General features: G+C 56.7%; 23 protein-coding genes, 1 tRNA gene and 3 pseudogenes. 18 read left to right on the top strand and 9 right to left on the bottom strand.

The window, feature by feature from the left end:
* The first annotated feature begins 335 nt into the window (after positions 1–335).
* From VHE58_07070 to VHE58_07045, 6 genes and pseudogenes are all read left to right on the top strand, one after another.
* Positions 336–677 carry a two pore domain potassium channel family protein gene (locus VHE58_07070; protein HVS27040.1) on the top strand — a complete coding sequence of 114 codons (342 nt, stop codon included), beginning with the start codon at positions 336–338 and terminating at the stop codon, positions 675–677.
* Between the two features lie 317 nt (positions 678–994).
* A pseudogene (locus tag VHE58_07065) lies at positions 995–1,261 on the top strand (type II toxin-antitoxin system RelE/ParE family toxin).
* A 16-nt stretch (positions 1,262–1,277) separates the two neighbouring features.
* Positions 1,278–1,556, top strand: coding sequence for a HigA family addiction module antitoxin (locus VHE58_07060; protein ID HVS27039.1), 279 nt, complete (start codon positions 1,278–1,280; stop codon positions 1,554–1,556).
* A 572-nt stretch (positions 1,557–2,128) separates the two neighbouring features.
* The gene (locus VHE58_07055; protein HVS27038.1) at positions 2,129–2,647 is read left to right on the top strand and encodes a hypothetical protein; all 519 of its coding nucleotides are present in this window, start codon (positions 2,129–2,131) and stop codon (positions 2,645–2,647) included.
* Entirely contained in the window at positions 2,562–3,545 is a 984-nt protein-coding gene (locus VHE58_07050; protein HVS27037.1) for a restriction endonuclease, read from the top strand. The genes VHE58_07055 and VHE58_07050 overlap by 86 nt, the downstream gene beginning before the upstream one ends.
* A gap of 150 nt (positions 3,546–3,695) precedes the next feature.
* Entirely contained in the window at positions 3,696–4,418 is a 723-nt protein-coding gene (locus VHE58_07045; GenBank protein HVS27036.1) for a hypothetical protein, read from the top strand.
* 108 nt (positions 4,419–4,526) lie between these two features.
* Here VHE58_07045 and VHE58_07040 read toward each other — a convergent pair whose 3' ends face one another.
* Positions 4,527–5,222 carry a DUF2470 domain-containing protein gene (locus VHE58_07040; GenBank protein ID HVS27035.1) on the bottom strand — a complete coding sequence of 232 codons (696 nt, stop codon included), beginning with the start codon at positions 5,220–5,222 and terminating at the stop codon, positions 4,527–4,529.
* A gap of 37 nt (positions 5,223–5,259) precedes the next feature.
* Positions 5,260–5,853: an NAD(P)H:quinone oxidoreductase gene (gene wrbA / locus VHE58_07035; protein HVS27034.1), complete on the bottom strand. Its 594-nt coding sequence runs from the start codon at positions 5,851–5,853 to the stop codon at positions 5,260–5,262.
* Between the two features lie 418 nt (positions 5,854–6,271).
* Between wrbA and VHE58_07030 the strand changes: the two genes are divergently transcribed.
* Positions 6,272–7,501, top strand: a complete 1,230-nt coding sequence (locus tag VHE58_07030; protein HVS27033.1) for a YihY family inner membrane protein — start codon at positions 6,272–6,274, stop codon at positions 7,499–7,501.
* 2 nt (positions 7,502–7,503) lie between these two features.
* Here the strand turns inward: VHE58_07030 and VHE58_07025 are convergent, their stop codons facing one another.
* The 3 genes from VHE58_07025 to VHE58_07015 form a co-directional block, all read right to left on the bottom strand.
* On the bottom strand, positions 7,504–9,072 hold the full coding sequence (locus tag VHE58_07025) for a hypothetical protein (protein HVS27032.1): 1,569 nt from the start codon (positions 9,070–9,072) through the stop codon (positions 7,504–7,506).
* A gap of 305 nt (positions 9,073–9,377) precedes the next feature.
* Positions 9,378–10,451 carry a lytic transglycosylase domain-containing protein gene (locus tag VHE58_07020; protein ID HVS27031.1) on the bottom strand — a complete coding sequence of 358 codons (1,074 nt, stop codon included), beginning with the start codon at positions 10,449–10,451 and terminating at the stop codon, positions 9,378–9,380.
* Entirely contained in the window at positions 10,439–12,151 is a 1,713-nt protein-coding gene (locus tag VHE58_07015; GenBank protein HVS27030.1) for a proline--tRNA ligase, read from the bottom strand. Before VHE58_07015 ends, VHE58_07020 begins: the two co-directional genes overlap by 13 nt.
* Before the next feature lie 205 nt (positions 12,152–12,356).
* Between VHE58_07015 and VHE58_07010 the strand changes: the two are divergent.
* The 6 genes and pseudogenes from VHE58_07010 to VHE58_06985 all read left to right on the top strand — a co-directional run bounded on the left by VHE58_07010 (position 12,357) and on the right by VHE58_06985 (position 17,533).
* Positions 12,357–12,821 (top strand): annotated as a pseudogene (locus VHE58_07010) (RNA pyrophosphohydrolase).
* Positions 12,822–12,974: 153 nt separating this feature from the next.
* Positions 12,975–13,559 (top strand): CBS domain-containing protein, encoded by a 585-nt coding sequence (locus tag VHE58_07005; GenBank protein HVS27029.1) that lies wholly within the window; start codon positions 12,975–12,977, stop codon positions 13,557–13,559.
* 148 nt (positions 13,560–13,707) lie between these two features.
* Positions 13,708–14,127: a rubrerythrin family protein gene (locus tag VHE58_07000; protein ID HVS27028.1), complete on the top strand. Its 420-nt coding sequence runs from the start codon at positions 13,708–13,710 to the stop codon at positions 14,125–14,127.
* A gap of 69 nt (positions 14,128–14,196) precedes the next feature.
* The gene (locus VHE58_06995) at positions 14,197–15,525 is read left to right on the top strand and encodes a heterodisulfide reductase-related iron-sulfur binding cluster (protein ID HVS27027.1); all 1,329 of its coding nucleotides are present in this window, start codon (positions 14,197–14,199) and stop codon (positions 15,523–15,525) included.
* Positions 15,526–15,560: 35 nt separating this feature from the next.
* On the top strand, positions 15,561–16,148 hold the full coding sequence (locus tag VHE58_06990) for a DUF3501 family protein (protein HVS27026.1): 588 nt from the start codon (positions 15,561–15,563) through the stop codon (positions 16,146–16,148).
* Positions 16,149–16,318: 170 nt separating this feature from the next.
* A complete protein-coding gene (locus VHE58_06985; protein ID HVS27025.1) occupies positions 16,319–17,533 on the top strand; it encodes a class I SAM-dependent methyltransferase in 1,215 nt (404 codons plus the stop codon).
* On the opposite strand, the gene proB is transcribed toward VHE58_06985, so the two are convergent.
* The 4 genes and pseudogenes from proB to rplU all read right to left on the bottom strand — a co-directional run bounded on the left by proB (position 17,530) and on the right by rplU (position 20,359).
* The gene (gene proB, locus VHE58_06980) at positions 17,530–18,648 is read right to left on the bottom strand and encodes a glutamate 5-kinase (protein ID HVS27024.1); all 1,119 of its coding nucleotides are present in this window, start codon (positions 18,646–18,648) and stop codon (positions 17,530–17,532) included. The two genes, VHE58_06985 and proB, sit on opposite strands and share 4 nt — an antisense overlap.
* 12 nt (positions 18,649–18,660) lie before the next feature.
* Positions 18,661–19,677, bottom strand: a pseudogene (gene obgE, locus VHE58_06975) (GTPase ObgE).
* A gap of 100 nt (positions 19,678–19,777) precedes the next feature.
* Positions 19,778–20,035 carry a 50S ribosomal protein L27 gene (gene rpmA / locus VHE58_06970; GenBank protein HVS27023.1) on the bottom strand — a complete coding sequence of 86 codons (258 nt, stop codon included), beginning with the start codon at positions 20,033–20,035 and terminating at the stop codon, positions 19,778–19,780.
* 12 nt (positions 20,036–20,047) lie between these two features.
* On the bottom strand, positions 20,048–20,359 hold the full coding sequence (rplU, locus tag VHE58_06965; GenBank protein ID HVS27022.1) for a 50S ribosomal protein L21: 312 nt from the start codon (positions 20,357–20,359) through the stop codon (positions 20,048–20,050).
* Between the two features lie 231 nt (positions 20,360–20,590).
* Here rplU and VHE58_06960 point away from each other — a divergent pair, with 231 nt between their 5' ends.
* The 5 genes from VHE58_06960 (at position 20,591) to VHE58_06940 (ending at position 25,058) form a co-directional block, all read left to right on the top strand.
* Positions 20,591–21,520 (top strand): polyprenyl synthetase family protein, encoded by a 930-nt coding sequence (locus VHE58_06960; GenBank protein HVS27021.1) that lies wholly within the window; start codon positions 20,591–20,593, stop codon positions 21,518–21,520.
* A gap of 62 nt (positions 21,521–21,582) precedes the next feature.
* A tRNA-Pro gene (locus tag VHE58_06955) sits at positions 21,583–21,659 on the top strand.
* Positions 21,660–21,703: 44 nt separating this feature from the next.
* Positions 21,704–21,931, top strand: a complete 228-nt coding sequence (locus VHE58_06950; protein HVS27020.1) for a PP0621 family protein — start codon at positions 21,704–21,706, stop codon at positions 21,929–21,931.
* A 23-nt stretch (positions 21,932–21,954) separates the two neighbouring features.
* The gene (locus VHE58_06945) at positions 21,955–23,697 is read left to right on the top strand and encodes an ATP-binding protein (protein HVS27019.1); all 1,743 of its coding nucleotides are present in this window, start codon (positions 21,955–21,957) and stop codon (positions 23,695–23,697) included.
* On the top strand, positions 23,694–25,058 hold the full coding sequence (locus tag VHE58_06940) for a sigma-54 dependent transcriptional regulator (GenBank protein HVS27018.1): 1,365 nt from the start codon (positions 23,694–23,696) through the stop codon (positions 25,056–25,058). Before VHE58_06945 ends, VHE58_06940 begins: the two co-directional genes overlap by 4 nt.
* Positions 25,059–25,076 lie beyond the last annotated feature (18 nt).

Genomic DNA, 25,076 nt, shown 5'->3' with positions numbered 1-25,076 from the left:
GGGAGCAGTGGCAAGTGCCACGGAAGTGACAGTGTTATTTGCGGCGAACTCGCCTTCTTTCAACAAGACTTCGCCTACCGTGAGCCGTGGCACACCGCGCTTCTCAGCCAAATCGGACCCTGCGCAACTCGCGCGTTACGCGCTCAGACAGTGCTCGCTCCAATTCCCCCGCTTTGTCCTCGTCACTTGGCGGCTCACAGAGGGGAATATTTCACAAGCCAAAAGGGTTCTCATATGACATCTTGATTCTGGTGTAGGATGACAAAATCGTGCTGAATTTGGCGCAATTAATTACACCTTTTCGGGTGTCTATATCTAATTAGGCGACTCGGGTCATGTACGAACATCGGACGCAGCATCTCCTGAGCCGTGCTACCTTTGCAAGGCGCGTTGCGCGTCATGTGATACTTGCCCTTTTTGTCCTGGGCTTTGGTTTGGGGATTGGAGTTGTCGGTTACCACTACTTTGCAGAGTTGCCATGGCTGGATGCGTTACTGAATGCTTCGATGATTCTGAGCGGGATGGGACCAGTGGATCCTCTTCACAAACCAATGGCGAAGCTCTTCGCTTCCTTTTACGCTCTATTTTCAGGCTTAGCTTTCATTGCTGTGGCGTCCGTATTGGTAGCGCCGTTCGCCCACCGTATTTTGCATAGGCTCCATCTCGATAAACAATAGAAGAAGTGCAATCCACGAGTCGCCTAACACCGCGCTGGAGCCAACAGCCGCCCCGCCTCGCCGCCCTGCGGGTTCCCTGCGCGCCTCGGCCAAATCGGGCGCTGCGCAACTCGCACGATCCGCTTCGCGGCCACGTGCTCAAACAGTGCTCGCTTCACTTCCCCCGATTTGTCCTCGCCGCTTGGCGGCTCACAGAGGGTATTAAAGTGCTGTCGTGAAGAATGTTCCCCGAGTCGCAATTCAGTACACTATCTAGTTGGGTACCTTGTAACCCGTAACTACATCGGTTACACTAGTCGGTGTGATCCGCAACAGGATTCAAGCACAAGGGTTTGGTCAGGTTCTTCGAGACCGGCTCCAAATCCGGCATCCAGCCTCCACACGCTGAACGTCTGCGACTCATTCTTGGCCGCCTGAGTGCCGCGACGGCGCCAGAGGATATGGGCCTTCCCGGCCTTGCTCTTCACCGGTAAAAAGGCGAGCGCAAGGGCACATGGGCCGTAAAGGTCAGCGGAAATTGGCGAGTGACTTTTACCTTTGTCGGAAAAGATGCGGATCAAGTCGATTACGAGGATTACCATTAGAGGAATTGCCGTGCGTATGCACAATCCGCCCCATCCCGGAGAAATCATTAAGTCTCTTTGCCTGGAGCCGCTCGGCCTTTCGGTGACTGAAGCGGCGAAGGGCCTTGGCGTCAGCCGCAAGACTCTCTCTGCCATCTTGAACGGCCGTGCCGGCATTAGTCCGGAGATGGCTGTGCGCCTCTCGATCGCTTTTGACACCTCTGCTGAGAGCTGGCTAAATCAGCAGACGCAGTATGACCTGTGGCATGCGGAACAGCGACGCAAGCAACTCCGCGTGACGAAGCTTGCGGCGTGACCAGATGCCCAACTTCGCGCTCAGTTTCGTGCGAGCTACGCGCCCCGGACTCGGACTTTTTGTTTCTCCGTATTAAACCTTTTCCCCTTGCGGGAGAGGGTGGAGAGCCTGTCCTGAGTCCTTCGACCGTTCGCCCTGAGCTTGTCGAAGGGAGCGAGTCGATGAGCGCGAACGCTCAGGACAGGCTTGCCGAAGGGAGTGAGGGGAACCCCCAAATTCGCCGGGGGCAGCCCGGCGGCTGGTTACTTTCTTTTGCGTCGCCAAAAGAAATTAACCAAAGAAAAGGCGACCCCGGTTCGCCGTCCTGCGGGTTCCTTGCGCGCCTCAGCCAAATCGGGCGCTGCGCAACTCGCACGATTCGCTTCGCGGCCACGTGCTCAGACAGTGCTCGCTCGAATTCCCCCGATTTGTCCTCGTCGCCTGGCGGCTCACAGAGTGGAATATTTCTCAAGCCAAAACGGGTCTCTCATGACATCCTGATTCTGGTGTAGGATGACAAAATCATGCTGAATTTGGCGCAATTAATTACACCTTTTTAGGTGTCAATAACTAGTTAGAACGCGAAGATGCCCATGACGGATGCGCGCAGCCACGTTCGCGAAACACTCGACCCGGTGATGCTGGAGTTCGGAGCCACGGTCTACATCTGTCAGTTATTCGAGAACAGCCTTTGTCTGCTTCTGGCCCTTATGTCAGAGCAACGTCTACCCTCTGCTGGTCAGGCGTTCCAGGCCTCCTGGGATTTTCATTCCGAGAAAACGCTCGGCGGGCTCGTCGCAGCCCTAAAGGGGCAGATCGAGTTCCCGAGCGATTTCGAATCCTTCCTGCGCGAGGGCGTGGATCAACGAAACGCCGTCATCCATGGATACATGACTAAGAACACTCCACGGTTTACGGATCCGAAAGGACGGCTAGAGGTGATCGAAGAGCTGCGCGCGATCCGGAACAATGTCCGAAAAAGAGATCTTGCCATATGCAAACTCCTCGACGCTCTACTGCCGAAGTATGGAACGTCGACTGAGGCCCTCAAACGAAACGCAGATGTGCTCTGGGATGCCCTTAATCCGCCGACAGACCCTACAAGCCACTGATCGCGTTCTAACTACGCGCTCAACACGGACGCGCTTTGCGAAGTATTTCAATCCTGTACTGGATGCGCTTCGGGCTCTTGGTGGGTCCGCAAGGCCCGGTGAGGTTTGCGACTGGATAGCGGAGCATCTCGACATTTCTCAAACGGATAGGGATAAGGAAAATCCAAGCGGGAATTCACAGTTTGAGAATGACGTCGCTTGGGTGCGTTTTTACCTCGTGCGGACTGGATTCCTTGATTCGTCTACGAGGAGCGTCTGGTCGCTGACGGAGCAAGGACGCGCCGCGGGAACACTGTCCGACGAACAGATTGCCGAGATCATTCGGCGCTCTAGCACCGAAAATGCTTCAGTTGCGAAGGCCCGTCCACTGACCGACGACCAACTTGAAAAGGTCGTCCAACAGGAATCATCACGGCCCGCGCCCGAAGAGATTGACCGCTCCTACCGAGAGCGAGTGCTTGACATCATGCAGTCGTTGCCACCGGCGGGATTCGAAAGGCTCTGTCAGCGCTTGCTTCGAGAGTCCGGATTTCAGCAGGTGAAAGTAACAGGTCGATCTGGAGACGGCGGAATTGACGGCATCGGAATTCTTCAAGTCAGTACGTTTGTCAGCTTCAAGGTTCTTTTCCAGTGCAAGCGCTATCGTGGGGCTGTTGGGTCACCGGAAGTCAGGAATTTTCGCGGTGCCATGATGGGCCGCGCGGATAAGGGGCTGGTACTAACCACAGGTACGTTTTCTACTGAGGCTCAAGCTGAGGCCGTACGTGACGGTGTACCACCAATAGAACTTGTGGACGGCCAGGCACTCGTCTCATTGCTAGAAAAACTCGAACTTGGGCTTGCTTCCCGCACTACGTTCGAGATCGATCATCGGTTCTTTGACGAGTTCAAGAGCTGACACATGCGCAACGTAACAACGGCTTGCAGAGCGACGCGCCGCAAGCGGCGCGCCGGTGAGCTTGCTCGTTAGCTGGCGTCCATGGTCGCGCCCGGCGCTGGGAAACTTTTTAAGCAAGTGTGCGCAGCTTGCGGCGAATCGGGCCGCAAGATGAACAAAGAACATTTCTTTCCCGTCTGGCTGGTGGAGAGAACGGGAACCGTCCGCGACGGAATCTCTTGGGGTGGAAGGGATGGAGTATCCGCCTTGAACGCTACCCTCCCACTTTGCGAGCGCTGCAATTCTGATTTCGGTCGCGAGATCGAATCACCAATGTCTAGAGTCTTTGACGACATCGAAGCCCGAAAAGGTCTTTCGGACAACGAAGCCGAGCTAGTCGTGCGCTGGATGTGGAAATTTGAAGGCCTCTGGTGGGTCTTTACGCACCCTCGCCATGTATACACAGTCAAATACACCCTCCGCGAACGGATACTTCGACCCATTGACGACATTCGGGGCCAGCTCACTCTCGCGATCTCTCTGGCGGAGACGCGCGATCCTGACTTCTCAGAGGGCTCGCTTGGGATTGATTCGCTAAACATTCACAATGCGATATCTGTGGCTGGCGTGTTTTCGCGCGTCGCAATTGTTGTTTGCCTTAGCGCATTTGAGGACGAAGTGCCAGGGGTATTTTCCAAGTATCAACTTGCGCCTAAGCGGCAGACTGACACTGGTGATGCCAAGTTGTTTTATCCTGCGGTCGGATTTCCAACTTGTACAGATGCAGTCGCTTTGCTTAGGGCACTGGGTCCGCGCCTGTCTTCTTTGCATGACGGACTCGGGAACCAGTGGCGTAAGCAGCTGGCGAACAAACGGGGCAACAATGCCAGCTAACCCCTCAATCCCGAGCGGACGCGCAAACAGCCGAGCGCTGCTCACTTAGCACGTTAGTTTCCGTCGCAACACGCCGCTGTACATCGTGTTATCTCAGTACCGCCATGTTCAGGTTTTACTTTTCTTGGCCATCCTGACCAGCGCTTCCCGCGCCTGCATGGCGTCGAGTACGGGATTATCGAAATCAAAGCGTAATAATTCTCCATCGGCGCGGACATCAAACCCGTCGCAGTCTATTCCCACCATTTCGGCATTCTTTGCTTTCTTGCCTTGATAGTGGCGGCAATAGCCGCGCAAATTTTGCGCATGATCCTGGTTCATGTGCACGATAATCGCCTCCTCCTGCGCTTCAAGCTGATTCGCAGGCGGCGCAAAGCTTTCCTTGGAAATCCAGTGAATCTCACCGAAGCCGCCGATGTAGCGCACGGTTTTCGGCTCGATACCGTAAAAAAAGAAATCATGGGTGGCAAAATAGCTTTCGGCATTTGGAAAATAACGCAAATAACGCGGCTTTGCCGCTTCCTGATCGGCAACCCGGGCGCAATCACCGATTAAAGTAGCCCGCGCTTCCGCCTGCACATTGGCGCCGGGTTCGTGCACCAAGAGACTCACCCGGCCGTCGTGATCAATGTTTTTGGTGTGTTCCGCCAGAGTGCTGATGAGAATCAGCGGCCGTCCTTGGTGGTCGAGGAGATAAGGAACAACGGAGCCGAAAGGGTGACCTTTCAATTTTTTTGAAAGCGTGGTGAGCACGCCGTGACGACTCTTGCGCAGCAGCCGGCGGGCTTCAACTGCAACGCTCATGCAGGTTGCTTTCGGCCTGCGCTGCCTGCCCGGTAGCTCATGCGGCTAGTTTCAGCGCGGTTTCAGCGAGCCGTTTGCCGAGCGCCAAGCAAAGTTTACGTTCTTCTTCGGTAATCGGCTTGTCACTCGCCGGGCCCGCCGTATGACTGGCGCCGTAGGGCGTGCCTCCGGCATTCGTACTGGTTAGCTCCGGCTCGGAGTAAGGAATGCCCACGATCACCATGCCGTGATGCAAAAGCGGCAGCATCATCGAAATCAGCGTTGTTTCCTGCCCGCCGTGCATGGAGGCGGTGGAGGTGAACACCGCCGCGGGTTTGCCAATCAGCGTGCCTTTCATCCACAGGCTGCCGGCGCCGTCCCAGAAATATTTGAGCGGCGCCGCCATGTTGCCGAAGCGGGTCGGACTGCCCATTGCAAGACCGATGCATTCTTCAAGATCCCTAAGCTCTGCATAAGGCGCGCCGGCGTCGGGAATGTCCTTTTCCACCGCTTCACACACCGTGGATACTTTGGGTACAGTGCGGATGCGCGCTTTCATGCCTTTTACCTGCTCAATGCCGTGCGCCACGGCCTGCGCCATTTGTTTCACCGCGCCATAGTGGCTGTAATAGAGGACCAGAATATCTTTCATGAGATAGGGAACCTCTGATTAAGTCCCCCGCGTGACGCGTTGCGGCGAGGAGCGGCCAGATGCAAGGCGCGAGGGCGCAGCCCTACTCCGTAGTAACGCAAGCCCGAGCCGCCCTCATCCTAACCTTCTCCCCGGAGGAGAAGGAACGAACGCCCCCCTCTCCCGCTTGCGGGAGAGGGATGGGGTGAGGGTTTGCCGCAAATGACCGCCCATTCGCCGCAACCCTGCGGGACGGGCTGGTCCTGCGCCATACTTTGTCGCTCGTCGCTGGTGTACGTCAAGCACACGTCGCTCCTCGCTTCGCGTCTGTCGCGAGGACCAGCGCACCGTCGCGCACGCGTAGGACTTAATCAGAGATTCCTTAGTTTTTTGGCTGAATCGCCGGTATTATATAGTACCCGAACAACCATCCTTGTTCATGCCCAGAAGAGTCTACTCCGGCGCCAGCTATTTGCGCTTTGTCCTGAAGCGGTTTAGGCAAGACCGCTGCCTGCAGGTGGCAGGAAGCCTCACCTTCACCACCTTGCTCGCGCTGGTGCCGCTGATTACCGTCTCGCTCGCGGTATTGGCAACGTTCCCGGTGTTTTCGGAATTTTCCGCCGAGCTCAAGGCTTTCATTTGGAACAATCTGGTGCCGCAGGCGGCGGGCAAGGTCATCAGTGTTTACTTGAAGCAATTCACCGAGCATGCCGCGCGCCTTACTACCGTGGGGATTGTGTTCCTGGTAGTGACGGCCCTGATGCTGATGCTTACCATAGACCGCGCGCTAAACACCATCTGGCACGTTACCCGCCTGCGGCCGCTCATCAATCGCTTGTTGATTTATTGGGCGGTGCTGACGGTAGGGCCTTTATTGATAGGCGCAAGCTTGTCGCTTACCTCCTGGCTTCTCAGCGCTTCCCTGGGTTTGACCAGGCACATGCTGCCCGAACTGGGCGTGTTCCTGCTCAATGTTACGCCGGTGCTACTCTCCGCAATCGCATTTGCGCTGCTGTTTGTGACCGTACCTTATCGGTATGTCCCCGTTTCACATGCGTTCACCGGTGCAATCGCTTCGGCAGTGGCGTTTGAATTCATGAAGCGTGGTTTTGCGTTCTATATCGCGCATGTACCGACCTATAAGCTGGTATACGGCACTTTTGCCAGCATCCCGATTTTCTTGCTGTGGATTTATCTCTCCTGGCTGGTGGTTCTGTTGGGGGCAGTGATTGCCGCGGCGCTAACGAGCTGGCGCGGGGAAACCACCATCCAGGAACGGGTGCCCGGGTACCAGTTTTACTACGCGTTGCGGGTATTGCAGGTGCTGCATCACTCGCTTAAAACCGGCGAAGTGACGAGCCTGCCGAAATTGCGCAAGCAATTACAACTGGGGGTTGAAGAGCTGGAAGAAGTACTGCAGCGGCTTAACAGTGCCAGCTGGGTGCGCAAGGCGGCAGGCGAAGGCTGGGTTTTAGCGCGCGACCCCGAAACGCTTACCGTTGGCGACGTCTACCGCTTGTTCGTGTTTAATCCGGAGCGCGCCCATCCCGCGCTGGACAGCGGCCTGCCCGATGCTTTTTTGCACAACCTGTTTGAGCAGGGAGAGATGAAAACACCGCTGAAAACTCTGTTCAGCCGGAACCCAAACGGACAGACGCCTGCAGTTTGAATTTATTCAACGCTGTACTGGAACTGATCGAAACTCGCCGTTTGTTCGACCAGGCGCATGCCGCGCACGTTGCTGACCATGCCGTTCTCATAAAGCAGATATTCCAGTTTGCTGCGGAAAGTGGCAGACGAAGCGATGATGGTGGCCGGCTGCTGCAACTGGCGGATCTCCGGCAGCAGCAGCGCAGCCCGAAAGGTCTCCCTGGGACCGGAGACCACCGGCTTGATGGTAACCGCCGTGGCTGACGGCGCCAGCATTTGCACCCCCAGCTCGAAGTTCTCGGGTTCGTCGCTGATTACCCAACGCACCACGCCGATGTTCCACTGCTGGCCGCCCTGCACGCGCATGCCGATGACATCGCCAACGCGGATTTGCACGTTATCGCCTGAGAGGCGCTTCAATCTCAGCCCGCTGACGCTTACGTTGGTGACCGTCCATTGGCTTACCGGGAATTGGCCTTCGGCTATCTTGGCTGAAGCGGTTTTGGCGGGTCGGTTGCCGATAAAATCCAGAGACTCTCCTTCCGTGCCGGTCTCGGCAAGGAAATGGCAGGTGGCGCGCAGGCCGACGCAGATTTCTATAGTATCGTTGTTGGCCATGCGCTTGAACCTGCGCCGCGGCATTGCCGTCCAGTCCTTGAGCAGCCTCCGCATCAGATTGAGATACGCCGCGTCCTTGGCGTAATCCGGCAGATTAAGCTGCTTCGGCGGCCGGCCTGATTCGAGTTTGGCGATTTGCTCGTGCAACGTGGAGACCAGCGCGTCGGTGCCGAGCAGGATGTGGTTGCGCGGATCAATATTGCCCTCCTGATCGGCGGATTTGGGCGGGCCGTCGCTTTCCAGATTGATGAGAAATAAACCGGAGCTGCCTTGGGTCGGCTGCAAGGGGAAAAGCTTCGCCTGGTTGCTGTGGGTGGCGAGGTAATCGTTAACCCGGCCGGCTTCGCCCTGCATCAGCCGGTAGGGATTGGCGAGCGCCAGGAACAGGGTTTGCTTGTAAGTGCTGCTGATGCTGTGCTTGCCGCCGTCCACCGGCTGGTCATGCAGATTGCGCTGCAGGGCGAACTGGGCCAGCTGGTGGATTTCCGACCAGATGCCTTCCGGAGTCGGTGAATAGGTATTGTAAAAAACGCACAAGACCTTGCTTAAAGCGGCAACCGTGCGCTGGATGATCAAGTGCAGGTGGGTACCGCGGAAGCTCAGGCGCTTGTCCAGGCGCTCGAGCAGAACCATTTTGTAGCCATACGCCAGCTCGGTGAACAGGGTGCGCGCCAGAGTTGCCGCCTGGCGGCTCTTTTCCGGCAGCGGCAAGCCCGCCAGGGCGTATTTGGGCCGGAGTTCCTGCACCAGATTGTCAATCGCCGGCGTGTAGAGCTCGAGCAGCTTGAGCCGCAAGTGGTCCTTGACCGGCACACGGTTCAGCGAATTCAGCGCGTCGGAAACGCTGTGCGCCGCTTCCATGATACTGGCAAGAGGCAAAGCTTCCAGCCAGGTTTTTACCTGTTTGGGGCGCGTTTCCGCCTTGAGCTTAAGGCTTTCACCCGACTGGGGCAAACTGATTTTGAGTGGCATAGGTTATTATCTTAAGTTGACAGTATCTCTAAGCTTAAATGCCCCGGGCGCTGGAGGCAAAATACAGGCGGGCCGTTTTATGGGCGGCTGGTTTCGGCATTTTTCCTTCATTTTAGTATGATTTGCATGGCGCCGATAGGCGTGTCGGCCCCGAAAATGTAATAGGACAGAGCATTTCCGCCCGCTTGTTGCAAAGCCTGCTATCCGGGAACTTCCCGCAGGCCCCATCAGTCTTTGTTTCATCGTCAGCCAAGCCGGATTTTGACATGACCCGCTTAATTTTCGTTATTGGATTGATGTTGCTGTCATACGCGGTCCAGGCGGAGGGCTTTGTTTTGACTGACACCAAAGGTAAAACTCACCGCCTCAGCGATTATCAGGGGAAATGGGTGCTGGTGAATTTCTGGGCGACCTGGTGCCCGCCGTGTCTCGAGGAAATTCCCGGCCTGGTGTCGCTGTATGAAGCGCACCGCAAAGAGGTCGAAGTAATCGGCATCGCCATGGAATACAAGGACCCGAAGGTGGTCATCGAGTTTGCCGACAACCTGTTCATGTCCTATCCGATGGTGCTCGGCAATGACGAAATCGCCGCGCAAATCGGCAGGGTGAACGGCCTGCCCACCACCTTCATTTTCAGCCCTCATGGCAAAATGGTGATGCGGCATGTCGGCGCGGTCACCCGCGAGAGCGTGGAACAGTTCATGGGGTTCAAGAAAGGCGGTCGGGGAGAGAAAGTCTTTTTGGACCGAATGGAAGGGAACCCGCTGGTCCGCTTGGACGCGGCTGGGCTTTCCCCGTAATGGATATTTCCACTGGTTGATCCAGGTCCGCACCACCCGGTTCGGATAATTCGATTGCCCCAGGCTGCCGTTGTAGCGTCCCAGAGCGCGGAACAGGTCGCCGTTTTCCTTATCGAGGTAATAGCGCAAGATGGTGCAGCCGTAGCGTAAGTTTGTACGCAGGTGAAACAGATTGTGCTCCCTGGCGCCGATCTCCTTGACCCAGAACGGCATTACCTGCATGTAGCCGCGCGCGCCGGCTTTGGACACGGCGTATTTCCTGAAGCGGCTTTCCACCTGGATCAAGCCCAGGACCAGTTGTGGGTCGAGCCCGGCGCGGGTTGCTTCGTAATGCACGGTGGTAAGAAAATCCTTGCGCGTTTTGGCGTCGGGAATGCGGTCGCCGAGACGCCGCGACATTTCATCCAGCCAGGCCTTGGCTTCGGCTTCTGAGCCGAAAGCGAGCCGGGGGCTTGCCTTGTCGCTTACCGCTTTTTGCATCACTGCGCGTACGCTGGCGGAAAGCGGTTCGTAGATTTGCGCGCCCGCGAAAGCGAGCGGGCTGAACAGCAGCAGCCAACAACCGATCAGCTTGCGCATAATCTGTTTTTAATAAACTCCGCACAATCCCGGAGAGGGATCGGCTGCGGTTCCTTGTCGCGGCGACCCTGATACTCGACCTGGCCTTGCTTGAGCCCGCGCTCGCCGATCACCAGGCGGTGCGGGATGCCGATGAGCTCCATGTCGGTGAACATCACTCCCGCGCGCTCGTCGCGGTCGTCGAGCAGCACCTCGATGCCGTTTGCCGAGAGCTCAGCGTGAAGTTTTTCCGCTTGGGCTCGCACTTCGGTGCTTTTGCCAATCGGCACGATGGCGAGATGGAAGGGCGCCATTGGGCCCGAGAAAATGATGCCGCGTTCATCGTGGTTCTGCTCGATCGCCGCGCCGACAAGGCGCGAGACACCGATGCCGTAGCAACCCATTTCCATCGTTCGGGTCTTGCCGCTCTCGTCAAGATAGGTTGCGCCCATTGCCTCGGAATATTTGGTGCGGAGCTGAAAAATGTGGCCGACCTCGATGCCGCGGCAAATCTCAAGCGCACCTTTGCCGTCGGGGCTGGGGTCGCTGGCGACCACATTGCGGAGATCGAAAATTGCGTCTTTAGCATATGAAACGTCGCGGTCAAAGTTGGCACCAATGAAGTGACAACCGTCTTCGTTTGCTCCACAAATAAAATCACTCATTGAAGCAACACCCCGATCTAAGAGTGCAGGCACGTGAGTATTTGCGGGACCTATGTATCCTGACCTGCAATGCATGTTGCTCTGTATTTCTTCTTCCGAGGCCAGGCGGGACCCATCTGCCAAGGCCGGTATTTTTAATGCTTTTGCCTCATTAAGCGCGTGATCCCCTCGTAAAAGCAAAAGATAGGCTCCATTATTTTTCGTCATCACCATAATTGATTTAATGATTTTTTGTGGAGAAACTTTGAGGAATTCACTAACTTCTTCGACAGTTTTTTTCCCGGGTGTGGCTACTTTTTGTAGTTTTTGGGTTCCCGGGGCACGCGGTGTGGCAGGGGGTAGAGCTTCGGCATACTCCACGTTTGCGGCGTAATCGGAATCCGGGCAGAACGCAATCGCATCCTCGCCCGAATCCGCAAGCACGTGAAATTCATGTGAGCTGGTACCGCCAATCGTTCCGGTATCCGCCGCCACCGCGCGGAACCTCAAACCCAGCCTGGTGAAAATCCGTGAGTAAGTGTGGTACATGAGCTGGTAAGTTTGATCCAGGCTCGCCTTGTCGGCGTGGAACGAGTAGGCGTCCTTCATCACAAACTCGCGCGCGCGCATCACGCCGAAACGCGGACGGATTTCGTCGCGGAACTTGGTCTGGATTTGGTAGAGGTTGAGGGGAAGCTGCCGGTAGCTTCGGATTTCGCGCCGTACGATGTCGGTGATAACTTCCTCGTGCGTGGGGCCGAAGCAGAAATCGCGCTGGTGGCGGTCCTTGATGCGCAAGAGCTCCGGTCCGTATTGCTCCCAGCGCTTTGATTCCTGCCACAGCTCGGCCGGCTGCACCGCGGGCATCAGCAATTCGATGGCGCCGCTTTTGTCCATTTCCTCGCGCACGATGGCTTCCACCTTGCGCAGCACGCGCAAGCCCAGCGGCATCCAGGTGTAAATGCCGCCGGTCAGGCGCTTGATCAGTCCGGCGCGCAACATCAAGCGGTGGCTGGCAAGCTCCGCCTCGGCAGGCGCTTCTTTCAGCGTGGACAGAAAAAATTGCGAGACGCGCACGAACGTTCAGGCCCCAATTCAAAATTTCCGTATTTTACATTTTGCAAGCTGCCGCTGTCAGATTTTTGCTATGTCTAAGGCACAGGGCGGGTATCGTGCAGCCTGGAACCGTTGCACAAATAGCGGTTTCAAAGGGCCCGGCGTCTTTCATTCTTATGGGAAATATGGAAAAATTAGACCAATTTGAGAAATGACGGTGGTTGACATGATTGATCGAGATGGATATCGCCCCAATGTCGGCATCATTATTCTGAACTACAAGAACGAGGTTTTTTGGGGCAAGCGCGTAAAAGAACATTCTTGGCAGTTTCCACAGGGCGGTATTAAGCCTGGGGAAACCCCCGAGCAAGCGATGTACCGTGAGCTCATGGAAGAGGTGGGCTTAAGCCCGGAGCACGTGAAAATCATCGGGCGCACTCGCGACTGGCTGCGTTACCAGGTGCCGTACCAATGGGTCAGGCGCGAATGGCGCGGCTCGTACAAAGGGCAGAAGCAAATTTGGTATCTGCTCAGACTGGTCGGGCGCGATACCGACGTCAAGCTGCGTGCATCCGAACACCCCGAATTCGATGCCTGGTGCTGGCAGAATTATTGGGTGCCGCTGGATGCGGTTATTGAATTCAAGCGCGAAGTCTACCACCAGGCGCTCTCCGAGCTTTCACGGTTTATCCGTTTCGCTACGGGTCCCGCGGGCGGGAAAAGGCCGCAAGCGGTCGAGCGCTAGCTTCAGCGCAGAAGGAATCTAATTCAGATGGACCGTTTCCTTTTTTTGTCCCTCGTTTTCGGCTGATGCTATAACTATAAGGAAACGGGGGGGTCAACCATGTTCAGAGATTACGCCGCGCTTCCGCTTTATCCCTTGCCCGCGGGAACCACTTTCCACCAACCCTCGCAGACGCTGCCGCAGCGGGTGAATCTGGACGACCGGGCGGCCGAGTGCATGACCGACCTCAAGCAGGTGTCCGCCGCGACCATTGAACCCTCCGCCTCCATTGACACCGCCAACCAGACCATGATCGAGCAGGGAGTGCGCTTGCTGCTGGTGCTGGGCCGCGCCGGCGAGGTCGCCGGCATTATCACCGCCAACGACATTCTCGGCGAGAAACTGATGCAGTTCATGCAGGAAAGCGGCGTCAGGCGCCACGAGGTGCTGGTGCAGGACATCATGACACCGCGACACCAACTGGAAGCGCTGAACCTGGACGACGTGGTGCACGCCAAGGTCGGACACGTGGTAGCGATGCTCAAAAAAAGCGGCAGGCAGCATGCCGTGGTGGTGGATAATGCGGCGCGCAAGATACGTGGCATCTTTTCCGCCACCCAAATCGCGCGGCAATTGGGCGTCACCATTCAGACTACCGAAGTCGCCCGCACCTTTGCCGAAATCGAGGCAGTGTTAAGCCGCTGATTTCTTGCCTGAGGATTGAATTGACATGGGTTTAAGCGTTGATTATACTTGGTTCATAGATTAGATTTAGTCTAAACTGTTTTATTTGTTTAAAACCCCCGCTTCGCTATAGAAACACGTTTATATCAGCAATTTATAGGAGACATAGATGCAGCTCAAAGGATCTAAAACCCATGAAAGCTTGAAAGCGGCGTTTGCCGGTGAATCCATGGCAAACCGCCGTTACCTCTACTTCGCGGCGAAAGCGGACGTAGAGGGGCAAAACGACGTCTCGGCGGTGTTTCGTTCCACTGCTGAAGGCGAAACCGGCCATGCCCACGGCCATCTCGAGTACCTGGAAGCTTGCGGCGACCCGGCGACCGATCAACCTTTCGGCCCGACGCGTCAAAACCTGAAATCCGCGATCCATGGCGAGACCCACGAATACACCGACATGTATCCGGGCATGGCGAAAATCGCCCGCCAGGAGGGTTTCGACGAAATCGCCGATTGGTTTGAAACGCTGACCAAAGCCGAGCGCTCGCACGCCAACCGTTTCCAAAAAGCCCTCGACCAACTGGCTGATTAAGCCTCACCAAGGCGCAAGGCGTGAGGGCCAAACCCTCGCGCCTTGTTGTTTAAAAAACTTATTGCACACATGACCACACGCGAAGGCGGCCTCGAGGCACCCAAGCGCCACCCCATAGACTGGCGCAATCCGGATTTCTACGAAGAAGAATCCGTTTTCAAGGAACTGGGGCGGGTGTTCGACATCTGCCACGGCTGTCGCCGCTGCGTGAATCTGTGCAACGCCTTTCCGCGTCTGTTTGATCTCATTGACGAAGGCGCCACCGGCGAACTCGACGGCGTGGAGAAAAACAAATTCTGGGACGTGGTCGACCAGTGCTATCTGTGCGACATGTGCTTCATGACTAAGTGCCCGTACGTGCCGCCGCATCCATGGAACGTGGATTTTCCGCATTTGATGCTGCGCGCCAAGGCGGTGAAGTACCGGAAAGGCGAGGTCAAATTCCGCGACAAGCTGCTTTCCAGCACCGATGCTTTGGGCAAGCTCGCCAGCATTCCGGTGGTGGTGCAGATGGTAAATGCGGTGAACAAAACAGCCGCCGCCCGCAAGGTGATGCACCATGTATTGGGCATTCATCAGGAGCGGCATTTGCCGGAATTCACCAGCAGCACGTTCCGCAAGAATGCCGCGGCAAACCACGGCTTTGCGGTAAAAGACGGCCAGAATACGCCTGGCAAAGTGGCGATTTTTTCCACTTGTTATTTGAACTACAACGAGCCCGGCATCGGCCATGATTTGCTGAAAATCCTCGAGCACAACGAGATTCCCGCAGTGATTGTGGAAAAAGAAGCCTGTTGCGGCATGCCCAAGCTCGAGCTCGGCGATCTCGACGCAGTGGAAAAACTCAAGAACACCAACATCCCACAGCTGGTCAAATTGGCCAAGCAGGGTTATGCCATCTTGACCGCGGTGCCGTCGTGTACGTTAATGTTCAAACAAGAACTGCCGTTGTTGTTTCCCGAGGACGCCGATGTAAAAGCAGTGGCCAAAGCGATGTTCGATCCGTTCGAATACCTGGTGCTGCGCCAGCGTGATGGTCTGCTCAACACCGATTTCAACAAGCCGCTGGGCAAAGTTTCTTACCATATTCCCTGCCATCTGCGGGTGCAGAACGTGGGGCAGAAAACCCGCGAGCTTTTACAAATGATCCCGGGCACGCAGGTCAACACCGTGGAACGCTGTTCCGGCCACGACGGCACCTGGGGCGTCAAAACCGAGTTCTATGGCCACTCCATGAAAATCGGCAGGCCGGTATTCAAACAGATGGCGAGCGGCGAGCCGGATTACATCAGCTCCGATTGCGCCATCGCCGGCCGCCACATCGCGCAAGGCATGGGCGGCACGGCGGCGCAGAAGCTGCATCCATTGACCCTATTGCGCATCGCTTATGGGTTATGAAAATGGATAAAGTGGAAACAAGAAAGGAAATTCGCATGCCGGTTACCCGTGACAGTTTAATGACGCTCGAAGCCTACGCCAGGATGCGCCAGGAGTTCCGCGCCAAGGTGATGGAGCACAAGAAAACCCGCAAAATGCACCTCGGCGAACATGTCACGCTGATTTTTGAAGACGAGTTCACCATCCGTTACCAGATCCAGGAAATGCTGCGCGTGGAGCGTATTTTCGAGGAAGAAGGCATACAGGATGAGTTGCAAGCCTACAACCCGCTGATTCCCGATGGCAGCAACTGGAAGGCCACCATGCTCATCGAATATCCGGATGTTGAGCAGCGCAAGAACATGCTGGCGCGCTTGAAAGGCATTGAGCGCAAAGTGTGGGTGAAAATCGCGGGACATGTCCCCGTCTATGCGATTGCCGATGAGGACCTGGAGCGCGATGACGGGGAAAAAACCGCGGCAGTACATTTTCTGCGCTTCGAACTTACGCCGCAAATGGCGCAGGCGCTTAAGAACGGGGCGGGGCTGGCCATGGGTATCGATCATGCTGCCTATCAAGTGGTCGTCGAAAGCGTTGATCCTGCAGTGCGCGGCTCGCTCCTCAAGGATTTGCGCCTGTCTTAGAGCTCATTTCAGAATTAAACACGCTATGCGACGGCAGGCACTGCTATGGCTGCGGCCTCGCGCCTTGCATCCATCCCGTTTTGACCAGCAACGCATACGCGGCTAATTTTGAAATGAGCTCTTAAGATGGTAAGCTTGGGTCATCCCCCCGTGCCCCATGCGTTGCCTCTATGCTGGAAAATCGAGTAAAACAATGGCTGGAACAGCGCATTGCCGCGCTTAACCTGCCATTAAGCATTTGCCTTCCTGACCAGCAGCTTATTACTCCTGCCGGTTCGCCCAAGGTCACAATAATGCTGCGCACGCCGCGCGCCTTGCTCACCCTGGCGAATCCCACCCTCGGCAAGCTCGCCAAGGCCTATGTGGAGCAGGAGCTCGATATCCGCGGCAACTTGCGCGATGTCATGGAAATCGTCGTCGGGCTTTGTGATGCTGGCGCCGAGATGGGCAGAAAAAAAATCAACCATGTTTGGAAATGGCGGCGCCATACCCTCAGCGCCGACCGCAGGGCAATCACTCATCACTACGATGTGTCGAACGATTTTTACGCCTTATGGCTGGATCGCTGGCGCGTCTATTCCTGCGCCTACTTCAAAACTCCCGGGGACAGCCTCGATCTGGCTCAGGAGCAAAAGCTCGATTTGATTTGCCGCAAGCTCGATTTGCAGCAAGACGAGTGCTTTCTCGATATCGGCTGCGGCTGGGGCGGCCTGATTCTGTGGGCGGCGCAGCGCTACCGTGCCAAGGCCACCGGTATTACCTTAAGCCGTAACCAGTTCGAATACGTCGGACAAAAAATCAAGGAACTGGGTTTGCAAGATTGCTGCCAAGTGATGCTGTGCGATTACCGCGAGCTCGACGAGCGCGAACCGTTCGACAAGATTGCCAGCGTGGGCATGTTCGAGCATGTCGGCAGGCGTAATCTTCCGCTTTATTTCGGCAAGATCTACCGCCTGCTCAAGCCCGGCGGGCTGGTGATGAATCACGGCATCACGCTCACCTCCCCCGAAAGCTCAGAGCTGGGCAGCGATATGGGAAAGTTCATCGAAGACTATGTGTTTCCCGGCGGGGAACTGGTGCATGTGTCGGTGGTGATGGAGACGATGGCGCAGCAGAAGCTGGAATGCCTCGATGCCGAGAATTTGCGCGCGCATTATGCGAAAACGCTGTGGCACTGGGTGGAGCGCCTGGACGCGAAGCAGGACCAGGCGCGGAGAATTGCCGGAGAAAAAATCTTCCGCACCTGGCAGGTTTACATGGCGGGATCGGCGGACGCCTTCGAGCGCGGCTGGATTTCCATTTACCAGCTGCTGGCGGGCAGGCCGCTGGCGGATGGCAGGCTGGTTTATCCTTTGACCCGCGAGTTTGTTTACAAGACGATCTAGAGCAGAACCAAGTTGTCCCTGTGAATGAGCTCGGGCTCGTCCACATAACCCAGCACCGATTCGATTTCCTGGCTGGGCAGCTGCAGGATGCGCCGTGTTTCTTGAGCGTTGTAATTGACCAGGCCGCGCGCGATTTCCCGGCCATGCGGGTCCACGCAAGTCACCACCTCGCCGCGCTCGAAGTCCCCGCTCAAATCGTATACGCCTATCGGCAGCAAGCTTTTACCGCTTGCGCATAAGGCTTGCACGGCGCCGGCATCGAGCATGAGTTTGCCGCGCACCTGCAGATGATCGGCAAGCCACTGTTTGCGCGCAGCCAAAGTCACCGTTTCGGCGAAAAGCAGGCTGCCCAGCGCTTCGCCTTGCGCGAGCCGCAGCAGCACATTGGCTTCGCGGCCGGGAGCAATCACGGTATGCGCGCCGCTGCGCGCCGCGCGTTTGGCGGCGAACACTTTGGTAAGCATGCCGCCGCTGCCGATGTGCGTACCGCTGCTTCCTGCCATTTTTTCGAGATTCTCGTCGCCGGCGCGTGCTTCGGTGACGAGGGTTGCTCGCGGGCTCTGGCGCGGATCGGCCGTGTAAAGACCCGCCTGATCGGTAAGGATGATAAGTGCATCAGCTTCGATGAGATTGGTCACCAGCGCGCCCAGCGTGTCGTTGTCGCCGAAGCGGATTTCGTCGGTCACCACCGTGTCGTTTTCATTGATGACGGGAATGACGTTGAGCGCCAGCAGCGAGCGCAGGGTGGAGCGGGCGTTGAGATAGCGCTTGCGGTCCGACAGGTCCTCATGGGTCAGAAGAATTTGCGCGGTATGCAGGCCGAATTTGCGGAAACAGCTCTCGTAGGCCTGAATCAACCCCATCTGCCCCACTGCGGCGGCGGCCTGCAGCTCATGCATGCTGTGCGGGCGCTTTTGCCAGCCGAGCCGTTGCATCCCTTCGGCAATCGCGCCGGAGGAAACCAGCAGTACTTCCTTGCCGAGTTTCTTCAATGCCGCGATCTGTTCCGCCCAGCGCGCCAGCGCGGCATGATCCAAACCTTGCCCCTCATTGGTGACCAGGCTGCTGCCGACTTTGATCACCAGTCGTTTGGCGTTTTTTAAGGCTTCACGCATGCTTTACTCTTCCGCTTCGTAGTTTTGTTCCAGATATTGCATGACGGCAAAAGTCAGTTCTTTGCAGCCTTCGCCGGTGAGCGCTGAAATAATAAAGCTTTTTCCTTTCCAGCCCAAATCGCGCAGGAACCGGCGGTATTTTTTTTTACGTTCGGAAACATCCAGCAAATCCAGCTTGTTCAACACCAGCCAGCGCGGCTTGCGGTAAAGCGCCTCATCGTATTTTTTGAGTTCCTTGATGATGGCGCGCGCTTCCCGCACCGCATCGGTTGTTTCGTCGAAAGACGCGATGTCCACGATGTGCAGAAGCAGGCGCGTGCGCGCGAGGTGCTTGAGGAATTGGTGGCCCAGCCCCGCGCCTTCGGCCGCACCTTCGATCAGCCCGGGAATGTCGGCGATCACGAAGCTGCGCAATTCGCCTACGCGCACCACCCCCAGATGCGGATGCAAAGTGGTGAAAGGATAATCCGCGACCTTGGGGCGTGCCGCCGACACGGCGCGAATGAAAGTCGACTTCCCGGCGTTGGGCATGCCAAGCAAACCGACGTCGGCAAGCACCCTGAGTTCGAGCTTGAGCTCAAGTGCTTCCCTCGGCTGGCCCGGAGTGCACTTGCGCGGCGCGCGGTTGGTGCTGGATTTGAAGTGCAGATTGCCCAAGCCGCCGCCGCCGCCTTTGGCCAGCAGGGTTTTTTGCCCGTGCTGATCGAGGTCGGCGATGAGTTCGCCGGTCTGGTTGTCGGTGATGACCGTGCCCACCGGCACGCGCAATATCACGTCCTCCGCACTTTTGCCGTAGCAATCCGAGCCTCGCCCGTTCTCGCCATTTTTGGCGCGGTGAATGCGTGCGTAGCGGTAATCAATCAGCGTATTGATGTTACGGTCGGCAATCGCGTAAACGCTGCCACCGCGCCCGCCGTCGCCGCCATCCGGTCCGCCGCGCGGTATGAATTTTTCACGCCTAAAGCTGGCCACGCCATCGCCGCCTTTACCGGCGCTGACCTGTATGATGGCTTCGTCAATAAATTTCATCGTGTCTGCTTTCGTGCCAGCTTCGCTGGAGGTTTACTTCCGCAAGGCTAGAAATAAAAAAGCCCTATCGTCCGATAGGGCTGTTGGAATGACACGACCCTTAGACCGGGATCACGCTTACGGTTTTGTGCTGCTCCGGGCCTTTGACCTTGAATTGAACTTTTCCCGTAACCTTGGCGAACAGGGTGTGGTCCTTGCCGATGCCGACGTTGTCGCCAGGATGAACCTGGGTGCCGCGCTGGCGCACGATGATGCTGCCCGCTGGCACCCGTTCGCCGCCGAAACATTTCACGCCGAGGCGCTTGGACTGCGAATCGCGGCCGTTGCGGGAACTGCCGCCCGCTTTTTTATGTGCCATGTTGGATTTTCCTTATGCCGAAATCGTATCGATACGGATTTCAGTGAAATTCTGGCGATGGCCCTGCGTCCGGCGGTACATCTTGCGACGGCGCATTTTGAAAATCCGCACCTTGTCGCCCCGCCCTTGGGCAACCACGGTTGCCTTGACTTTGGCGCCCGCCACCAGCGGGTTTCCGGCGGCTATTTTGTCGCCGTTAGCCACCAGCAGCACCTGGTCGAGCACGATTTCAGTGCCGACGGCCTGGGGTATTTGTTCAATCTTGAGTTTTTCGCCGGAAGCCACGCGATACTGCTTGCCTCCGGTTTTGATGACTGCGTACATTTTCGCTCCAGATGCCGTTTCTTTGCAAACGTGTAATTTTACATAAAGCCTGCTCACCAGTCAAAATAAAGTCTGACTCGTTGATCCGGGGTTTCTGTCCCGGTTGCGGCCGGGTTCGCTGCCCCCTAAAAATGCCGCGTTCTGCTATCCTAAGAGTTTATTCTTGCGACGCTACTTATCTTGGGCACCTCCTTGTCAATCGAAGCCATCCGTGACGCCATCGAGCCGGAAATGCGTGCCGTGGACCAGGTCATCCGCCAGCGCCTGTATTCCGATGTGGCGCTGATTCGCCAGGTGGCCGAGTACATCATCAACAGCGGGGGGAAACGCCTGCGCCCGGCGCTGGTGATTCTTTCCGCCGGTGCCTTCGGTTATCGCGGCAACCATCATTACGAGCTCGCGGCGGTAGTGGAGTTCATTCATACCGCCACGCTGCTGCACGATGATGTGGTGGATGGTTCCGCGCTCCGCCGGGGCAGTCCGACGGTGAACGCTCTGTTCGGCAACGCTGCCAGCGTATTAGTGGGCGATTTCGTCTACTCGCGCGCTTTCCAGATGATGGTGGAAGTGGACAACATGCGGGTGATGCGGGTGCTGGCGGACGCCACCAACGTGATTGCCGAGGGAGAAGTGCTGCAGTTGCTGAACTGCCATAACGCCAACATCGACGAGCAACGCTATCTGCAAGTAATACGCTGCAAGACCGCCAAGCTGTTCGAAGCAGCCACCCGTCTTGGCGCGATACTGGGCGATGCCGGCAGCGCCGAGGAGGAGGCGATGGCGAGTTACGGCATGCATTTGGGCATCGCGTTTCAGCTCATCGATGATGTGCTCGATTATTCCGGTGACCTAAGCCAGACCGGGAAGAATATCGGCGACGATCTGGCGGAAGGCAAACCCACCTTGCCCCTCATTTACGCCATGAAATACGGCAACCCCGAGCAGGCGGCTCTCATCCGCAAGGCCATTGAGCAGGGCGGCCGCGAGGAATTTGCTACGGTGCTTGACACGATTCACCAGACTCGTGCCCTGGAGTATGCACGGACGCAGGCCAAGACCGAAGCGCAAGCCGCATGTGCCGCCTGCGCTATGCTGCCGCGTTCAAATTACCGTGATTCTTTGCTACAATTAGCGGACTTTGCGGTCAGCAGAAGTTATTAGATTTAAAATCTAGAACCCATCTCAAACCGGGTTTGTTGGTATCCCGGATTGCTTCAATACTTCGGGGTGTAGCTCAGCCTGGTAGAGTACTGCGTTCGGGACGCAGGAGTCGCTGGTTCGAATCCAGTCACCCCGACCAACCTTATCTTTCTGGAGCGCTGTTAATTCTGCTGGAGAATGAGCTTGAGCAGGTTGCTGTTAGTGATAATTGGCGCGTTGCTGGTTTACTGGGTTCTCAGGAGTTATCGCAAAGGCCTGCTGAAGTCACAGCAGCATCGGGACGCCACGGGCGAAGACATGGTGCGCTGCGCGCATTGCGGTGTGAACTTGCCGAAAAGCGAAAGCTTTACCAGCCACGGTGATTATTTCTGCTCCCAAGAACATCAGCGCGCGCACCCGAATAAAAAATAATCCGACCCGCTGGTGATGATTTGATGCAAGTTCCAGATTCGCAGACACCTGGCTCGAGCAAGCCCGGGGACGCCACCCGGGCGGATCTTGGCGGTGGAGATATTGGAATTTTGGGCCGCTCTGGATCCTTCCTTAGGGGGCTTCAGCGTACGCTGTGGCAGGAGCTGACCGCGTTGTCGCAGGTGCTGAGCGCACAGCAATCCGAGCAACCCGCTTCCTTCTGGCGCTCCCTCTTCTATTTCAATCTTTATCGGCTGGCGGTTGCCTGCTCGTTTATTTTCACCGCCTTCTTCTTTGGCCAGTCTCTGTTTGGCACGATGGACCGGCCGCTTTTCTTGTGGGGCAGTTTTGTTTATGGGTTTTTTGCCGTGTTCTTTCACTTCACCATCACGGCGCAACGCCCTTACTTTACCCTGCAGCTGACCTGCCAGGTTCTCGCCGACATCGTGTTCCTCGTCATTCTGATGGACGCGAGTGGCGGCATCACCAGTGGGCTCGGCTTATTGCCCCTGGCCTCGCTTGCCGCAGCGGGGCTGATCAGCCGCGGACGGCTCACCTTGTTTTATGCCGCGCTGGCAAGCATCGCTGTGCTGATGGAACAAACCTTTCAGGTGCTGCGCAACCTGGCGGATACGGTCCAGTATATCCAGGCCGGGATGTTGAGCGTAGGCTACTTTGCTACCGCCTGGCTTGCGCACACCCTTGCAAAATACACCCAGGCCAGCGAACGGCTTGCATTGCAGCGCGGCATTGACCTTGCCAACTTGGCGCAAGTCAATCAACTGGTGATTCAGGATATGCAGGATGGCGTGCTGGTGGTGGATGAAAAAGGCACGATCCGGCAACATAATTCGCAGGCGGAAAGGCTGTTGGGAACGTTACCTCGTGAGCGCAAAGGCATGCTATTGCACGAGTACGCCCCGGCGCTGGCGCAGCAGCTCGAACGCTGGCGTAATCAGCCCAACGCCGCGATCGAGCCGCTGGCGGTTTCACGCGCACGCTTGATCGGAGCGCGCTTCCTGGCGGTGGGCGACAGCTATCCTCTCGGCACTGTTATTTTTCTTGAAGATTTGAGCCGGGTTCAGGCGCAAGCCCAGCAGCTCAAGCTCGCTGCTTTAGGCAGGCTTACCGCTAATATCGCGCACGAAATCCGAAATCCATTGAGTTCGATCAGCCATGCCGCCGAGCTGCTTCAAGAAGAATCCGAGCATACTGAAACACAAGCCCGCCTGCTGAAAATTATCAGCGACAACGCGCAACGGTTGGACCGCATGGTGCAGGATGTGCTCAAGCTCAACCGCCGCGACCGGGCGTTGCGCGAGAATATAAAGCTGGTGAATTTCCTGCGGACCTTTGTCGAAGAGTTCTGCCGGAACGAGAAGATTCCGGCCCATATTTTCAAGCTGGAGAGCCACACTCAACGTGGCGTGTTTTTTGACCGCAGTCATTTAAATCAAGTGATGTGGAATCTGTGCCGAAACGCTTTGCGCCATTGCCAGCGGCGGGAGGGCAGCATTCGGCTGGTGGCGGCGGGCGGCGGCACCAGCAAGGATGCGGTAAGATTGGATATTATCGACGACGGGCCGGGAGTCCCGCCTGCGCTACGCAGCCAGTTGTTTGAGCCGTTTTTTACCACGGCGACGGGCGGCACCGGCTTGGGGCTATACATCGCGCGCGAAATCTGTGATGCCAACGGTGCCACTTTGGATTACGTGGAAGCCACAAGCGGAGGCCATTTCACCGTAATTTGCAAGGCAAAAGCATGACCAAGCGCAAACAGTCGAAGCTTGAAGGTGCAGCAACGGGACTCAGCGTTCTCATCGTGGACGATGAGGCCGATATCCTGGAGCTGCTGGAACTTACTTTGTTGCGCATGGGACTGGAAGTGGAGCGCGCCGAAAATCTTGCTTCCGCACTCAAACTTTTACAAGCCCGGAATTATGATTTATGTCTCACCGACATGCGTCTGCCTGACGGCGATGGACTGGAACTAGTCAAGTACATCGATACGCACTGTGCCGATTTGCCGGTGGCGGTGATTACCGCCCATGGCAGCGCCGAGAACGCGGTTGCCGCTTTGAAGGCCGGCGCCTTCGATTACATTGCCAAACCGGTTTCCTTGGAACAGTTGCGCACCCTGGTGAAGTCTGCATTAAGCCTCGCCCGGCCTGCCGCCGATAAATCCGGCGAAGACCTGCTGCTGGGTGAGTCCGAAGCCATGAGCCAGGTGCGCCGCTTGATTGAAAAACTCTCGCGCAGCGAGGCGCCGGTTTATATCAGCGGCGAATCGGGGAGCGGCAAGGAGCTTGCGGCAAGGTTGATCCATCAAAAAAGCGCACGCCGCAACGGCCCGTTCGTGCCGGTAAACTGCGGCGCGATACCTGAAAACCTGATGGAAAGCGAGTTTTTCGGTTACAAAAAAGGTGCCTTTACCGGCGCCGAGCAGGACCGCGACGGTTTTTTCCAGGCGGCAAACGGCGGCACCCTGTTTCTCGATGAAGTAGCGGACCTGCCCTTGTTGATGCAGGTCAAACTGTTGCGCGCGATCCAGGAGAAAAAAGTGCGCAAGGTAGGCTCCACCCAGGAGGAAAACGCCGATGTGCGCATCATCAGCGCTACCCACCAGAACCTTGCGGATGGCGTGGAAAACGGTAAATTCCGCCAGGATCTTTATTACCGGCTTAACGTGATTGAGCTAAAGATGCCTTCGCTGCGCGACATGCGTGAGGATATTCCTTTGATTGCCAAGGCCGTTTTACCCCGCTTGGCCAAACAGCACGGGGCAACCGCAAGCGAGCTCGATGAAGACGCGTTGCAAGCGCTTGTCCAGTACGATTTCCCAGGCAATGTCCGCGAGCTTGAAAATATCCTGGAACGGGCGCTGGCGCTTTGCGCAGGAGCCAAAATCATACGTGAGGACTTGCAGCTCACTCCGCAGCAGCCGGTGGAACGCGCGAGCGTTGCCGACGATAAATGGCCGCTGCAGGAATACCTTGACCGGCTGGAAAAGGAAGCCATCCTCGAAGCCTTGGGAAAAACCCGCTTCAACCGCACTGCCGCAGCAAGGCTCTTGGGCATTACTTTCCGCTCCTTGCGCTACCGCATGGAACGCCTCGGCATCAATTGAGCCGGTCTCCTCCAACTG

The organism is Burkholderiales bacterium (assembly GCA_035543335.1).
In the GTDB taxonomy this organism is placed as follows: domain Bacteria; phylum Pseudomonadota; class Gammaproteobacteria; order Burkholderiales; family JAHFRG01; genus JAHFRG01.
This window is presented reverse-complemented; position numbering and strand designations above follow the sequence as displayed.

Excerpts from the sequence above, each read along its gene's own strand:
- VHE58_06960 (HVS27021.1), top strand. The coding sequence starts at position 20,591 with ATGCGTGCCGTGGACCAGGTCATCCGCCAGCGCCTGTATTCCGATGTG.
- VHE58_07070 (HVS27040.1), top strand. The coding sequence starts at position 336 with ATGTACGAACATCGGACGCAGCATCTCCTGAGCCGTGCTACCTTTGCA.
- VHE58_06990 (HVS27026.1), top strand. The coding sequence starts at position 15,561 with ATGCCGGTTACCCGTGACAGTTTAATGACGCTCGAAGCCTACGCCAGG.
- VHE58_07050 (HVS27037.1), top strand. The coding sequence starts at position 2,562 with ATGGAACGTCGACTGAGGCCCTCAAACGAAACGCAGATGTGCTCTGGG.
- VHE58_07005 (HVS27029.1), top strand. The coding sequence starts at position 12,975 with ATGTTCAGAGATTACGCCGCGCTTCCGCTTTATCCCTTGCCCGCGGGA.
- rpmA (HVS27023.1), bottom strand. The coding sequence starts at position 20,035 with ATGGCACATAAAAAAGCGGGCGGCAGTTCCCGCAACGGCCGCGATTCG.
- VHE58_06995 (HVS27027.1), top strand. The coding sequence starts at position 14,197 with ATGACCACACGCGAAGGCGGCCTCGAGGCACCCAAGCGCCACCCCATA.
- VHE58_06940 (HVS27018.1), top strand. The coding sequence starts at position 23,694 with ATGACCAAGCGCAAACAGTCGAAGCTTGAAGGTGCAGCAACGGGACTC.
- VHE58_07045 (HVS27036.1), top strand. The coding sequence starts at position 3,696 with ATGAACAAAGAACATTTCTTTCCCGTCTGGCTGGTGGAGAGAACGGGA.
- VHE58_07020 (HVS27031.1), bottom strand. The coding sequence starts at position 10,451 with ATGCGCAAGCTGATCGGTTGTTGGCTGCTGCTGTTCAGCCCGCTCGCT.
- VHE58_07025 (HVS27032.1), bottom strand. The coding sequence starts at position 9,072 with ATGCCACTCAAAATCAGTTTGCCCCAGTCGGGTGAAAGCCTTAAGCTC.
- VHE58_06945 (HVS27019.1), top strand. The coding sequence starts at position 21,955 with ATGCAAGTTCCAGATTCGCAGACACCTGGCTCGAGCAAGCCCGGGGAC.
- VHE58_07030 (HVS27033.1), top strand. The coding sequence starts at position 6,272 with ATGCCCAGAAGAGTCTACTCCGGCGCCAGCTATTTGCGCTTTGTCCTG.
- wrbA (HVS27034.1), bottom strand. The coding sequence starts at position 5,853 with ATGAAAGATATTCTGGTCCTCTATTACAGCCACTATGGCGCGGTGAAA.
- VHE58_07000 (HVS27028.1), top strand. The coding sequence starts at position 13,708 with ATGCAGCTCAAAGGATCTAAAACCCATGAAAGCTTGAAAGCGGCGTTT.
- VHE58_07060 (HVS27039.1), top strand. The coding sequence starts at position 1,278 with ATGCACAATCCGCCCCATCCCGGAGAAATCATTAAGTCTCTTTGCCTG.
- VHE58_07040 (HVS27035.1), bottom strand. The coding sequence starts at position 5,222 with ATGAGCGTTGCAGTTGAAGCCCGCCGGCTGCTGCGCAAGAGTCGTCAC.
- proB (HVS27024.1), bottom strand. The coding sequence starts at position 18,648 with ATGCGTGAAGCCTTAAAAAACGCCAAACGACTGGTGATCAAAGTCGGC.
- VHE58_07055 (HVS27038.1), top strand. The coding sequence starts at position 2,129 with ATGACGGATGCGCGCAGCCACGTTCGCGAAACACTCGACCCGGTGATG.
- VHE58_06985 (HVS27025.1), top strand. The coding sequence starts at position 16,319 with ATGCTGGAAAATCGAGTAAAACAATGGCTGGAACAGCGCATTGCCGCG.
- rplU (HVS27022.1), bottom strand. The coding sequence starts at position 20,359 with ATGTACGCAGTCATCAAAACCGGAGGCAAGCAGTATCGCGTGGCTTCC.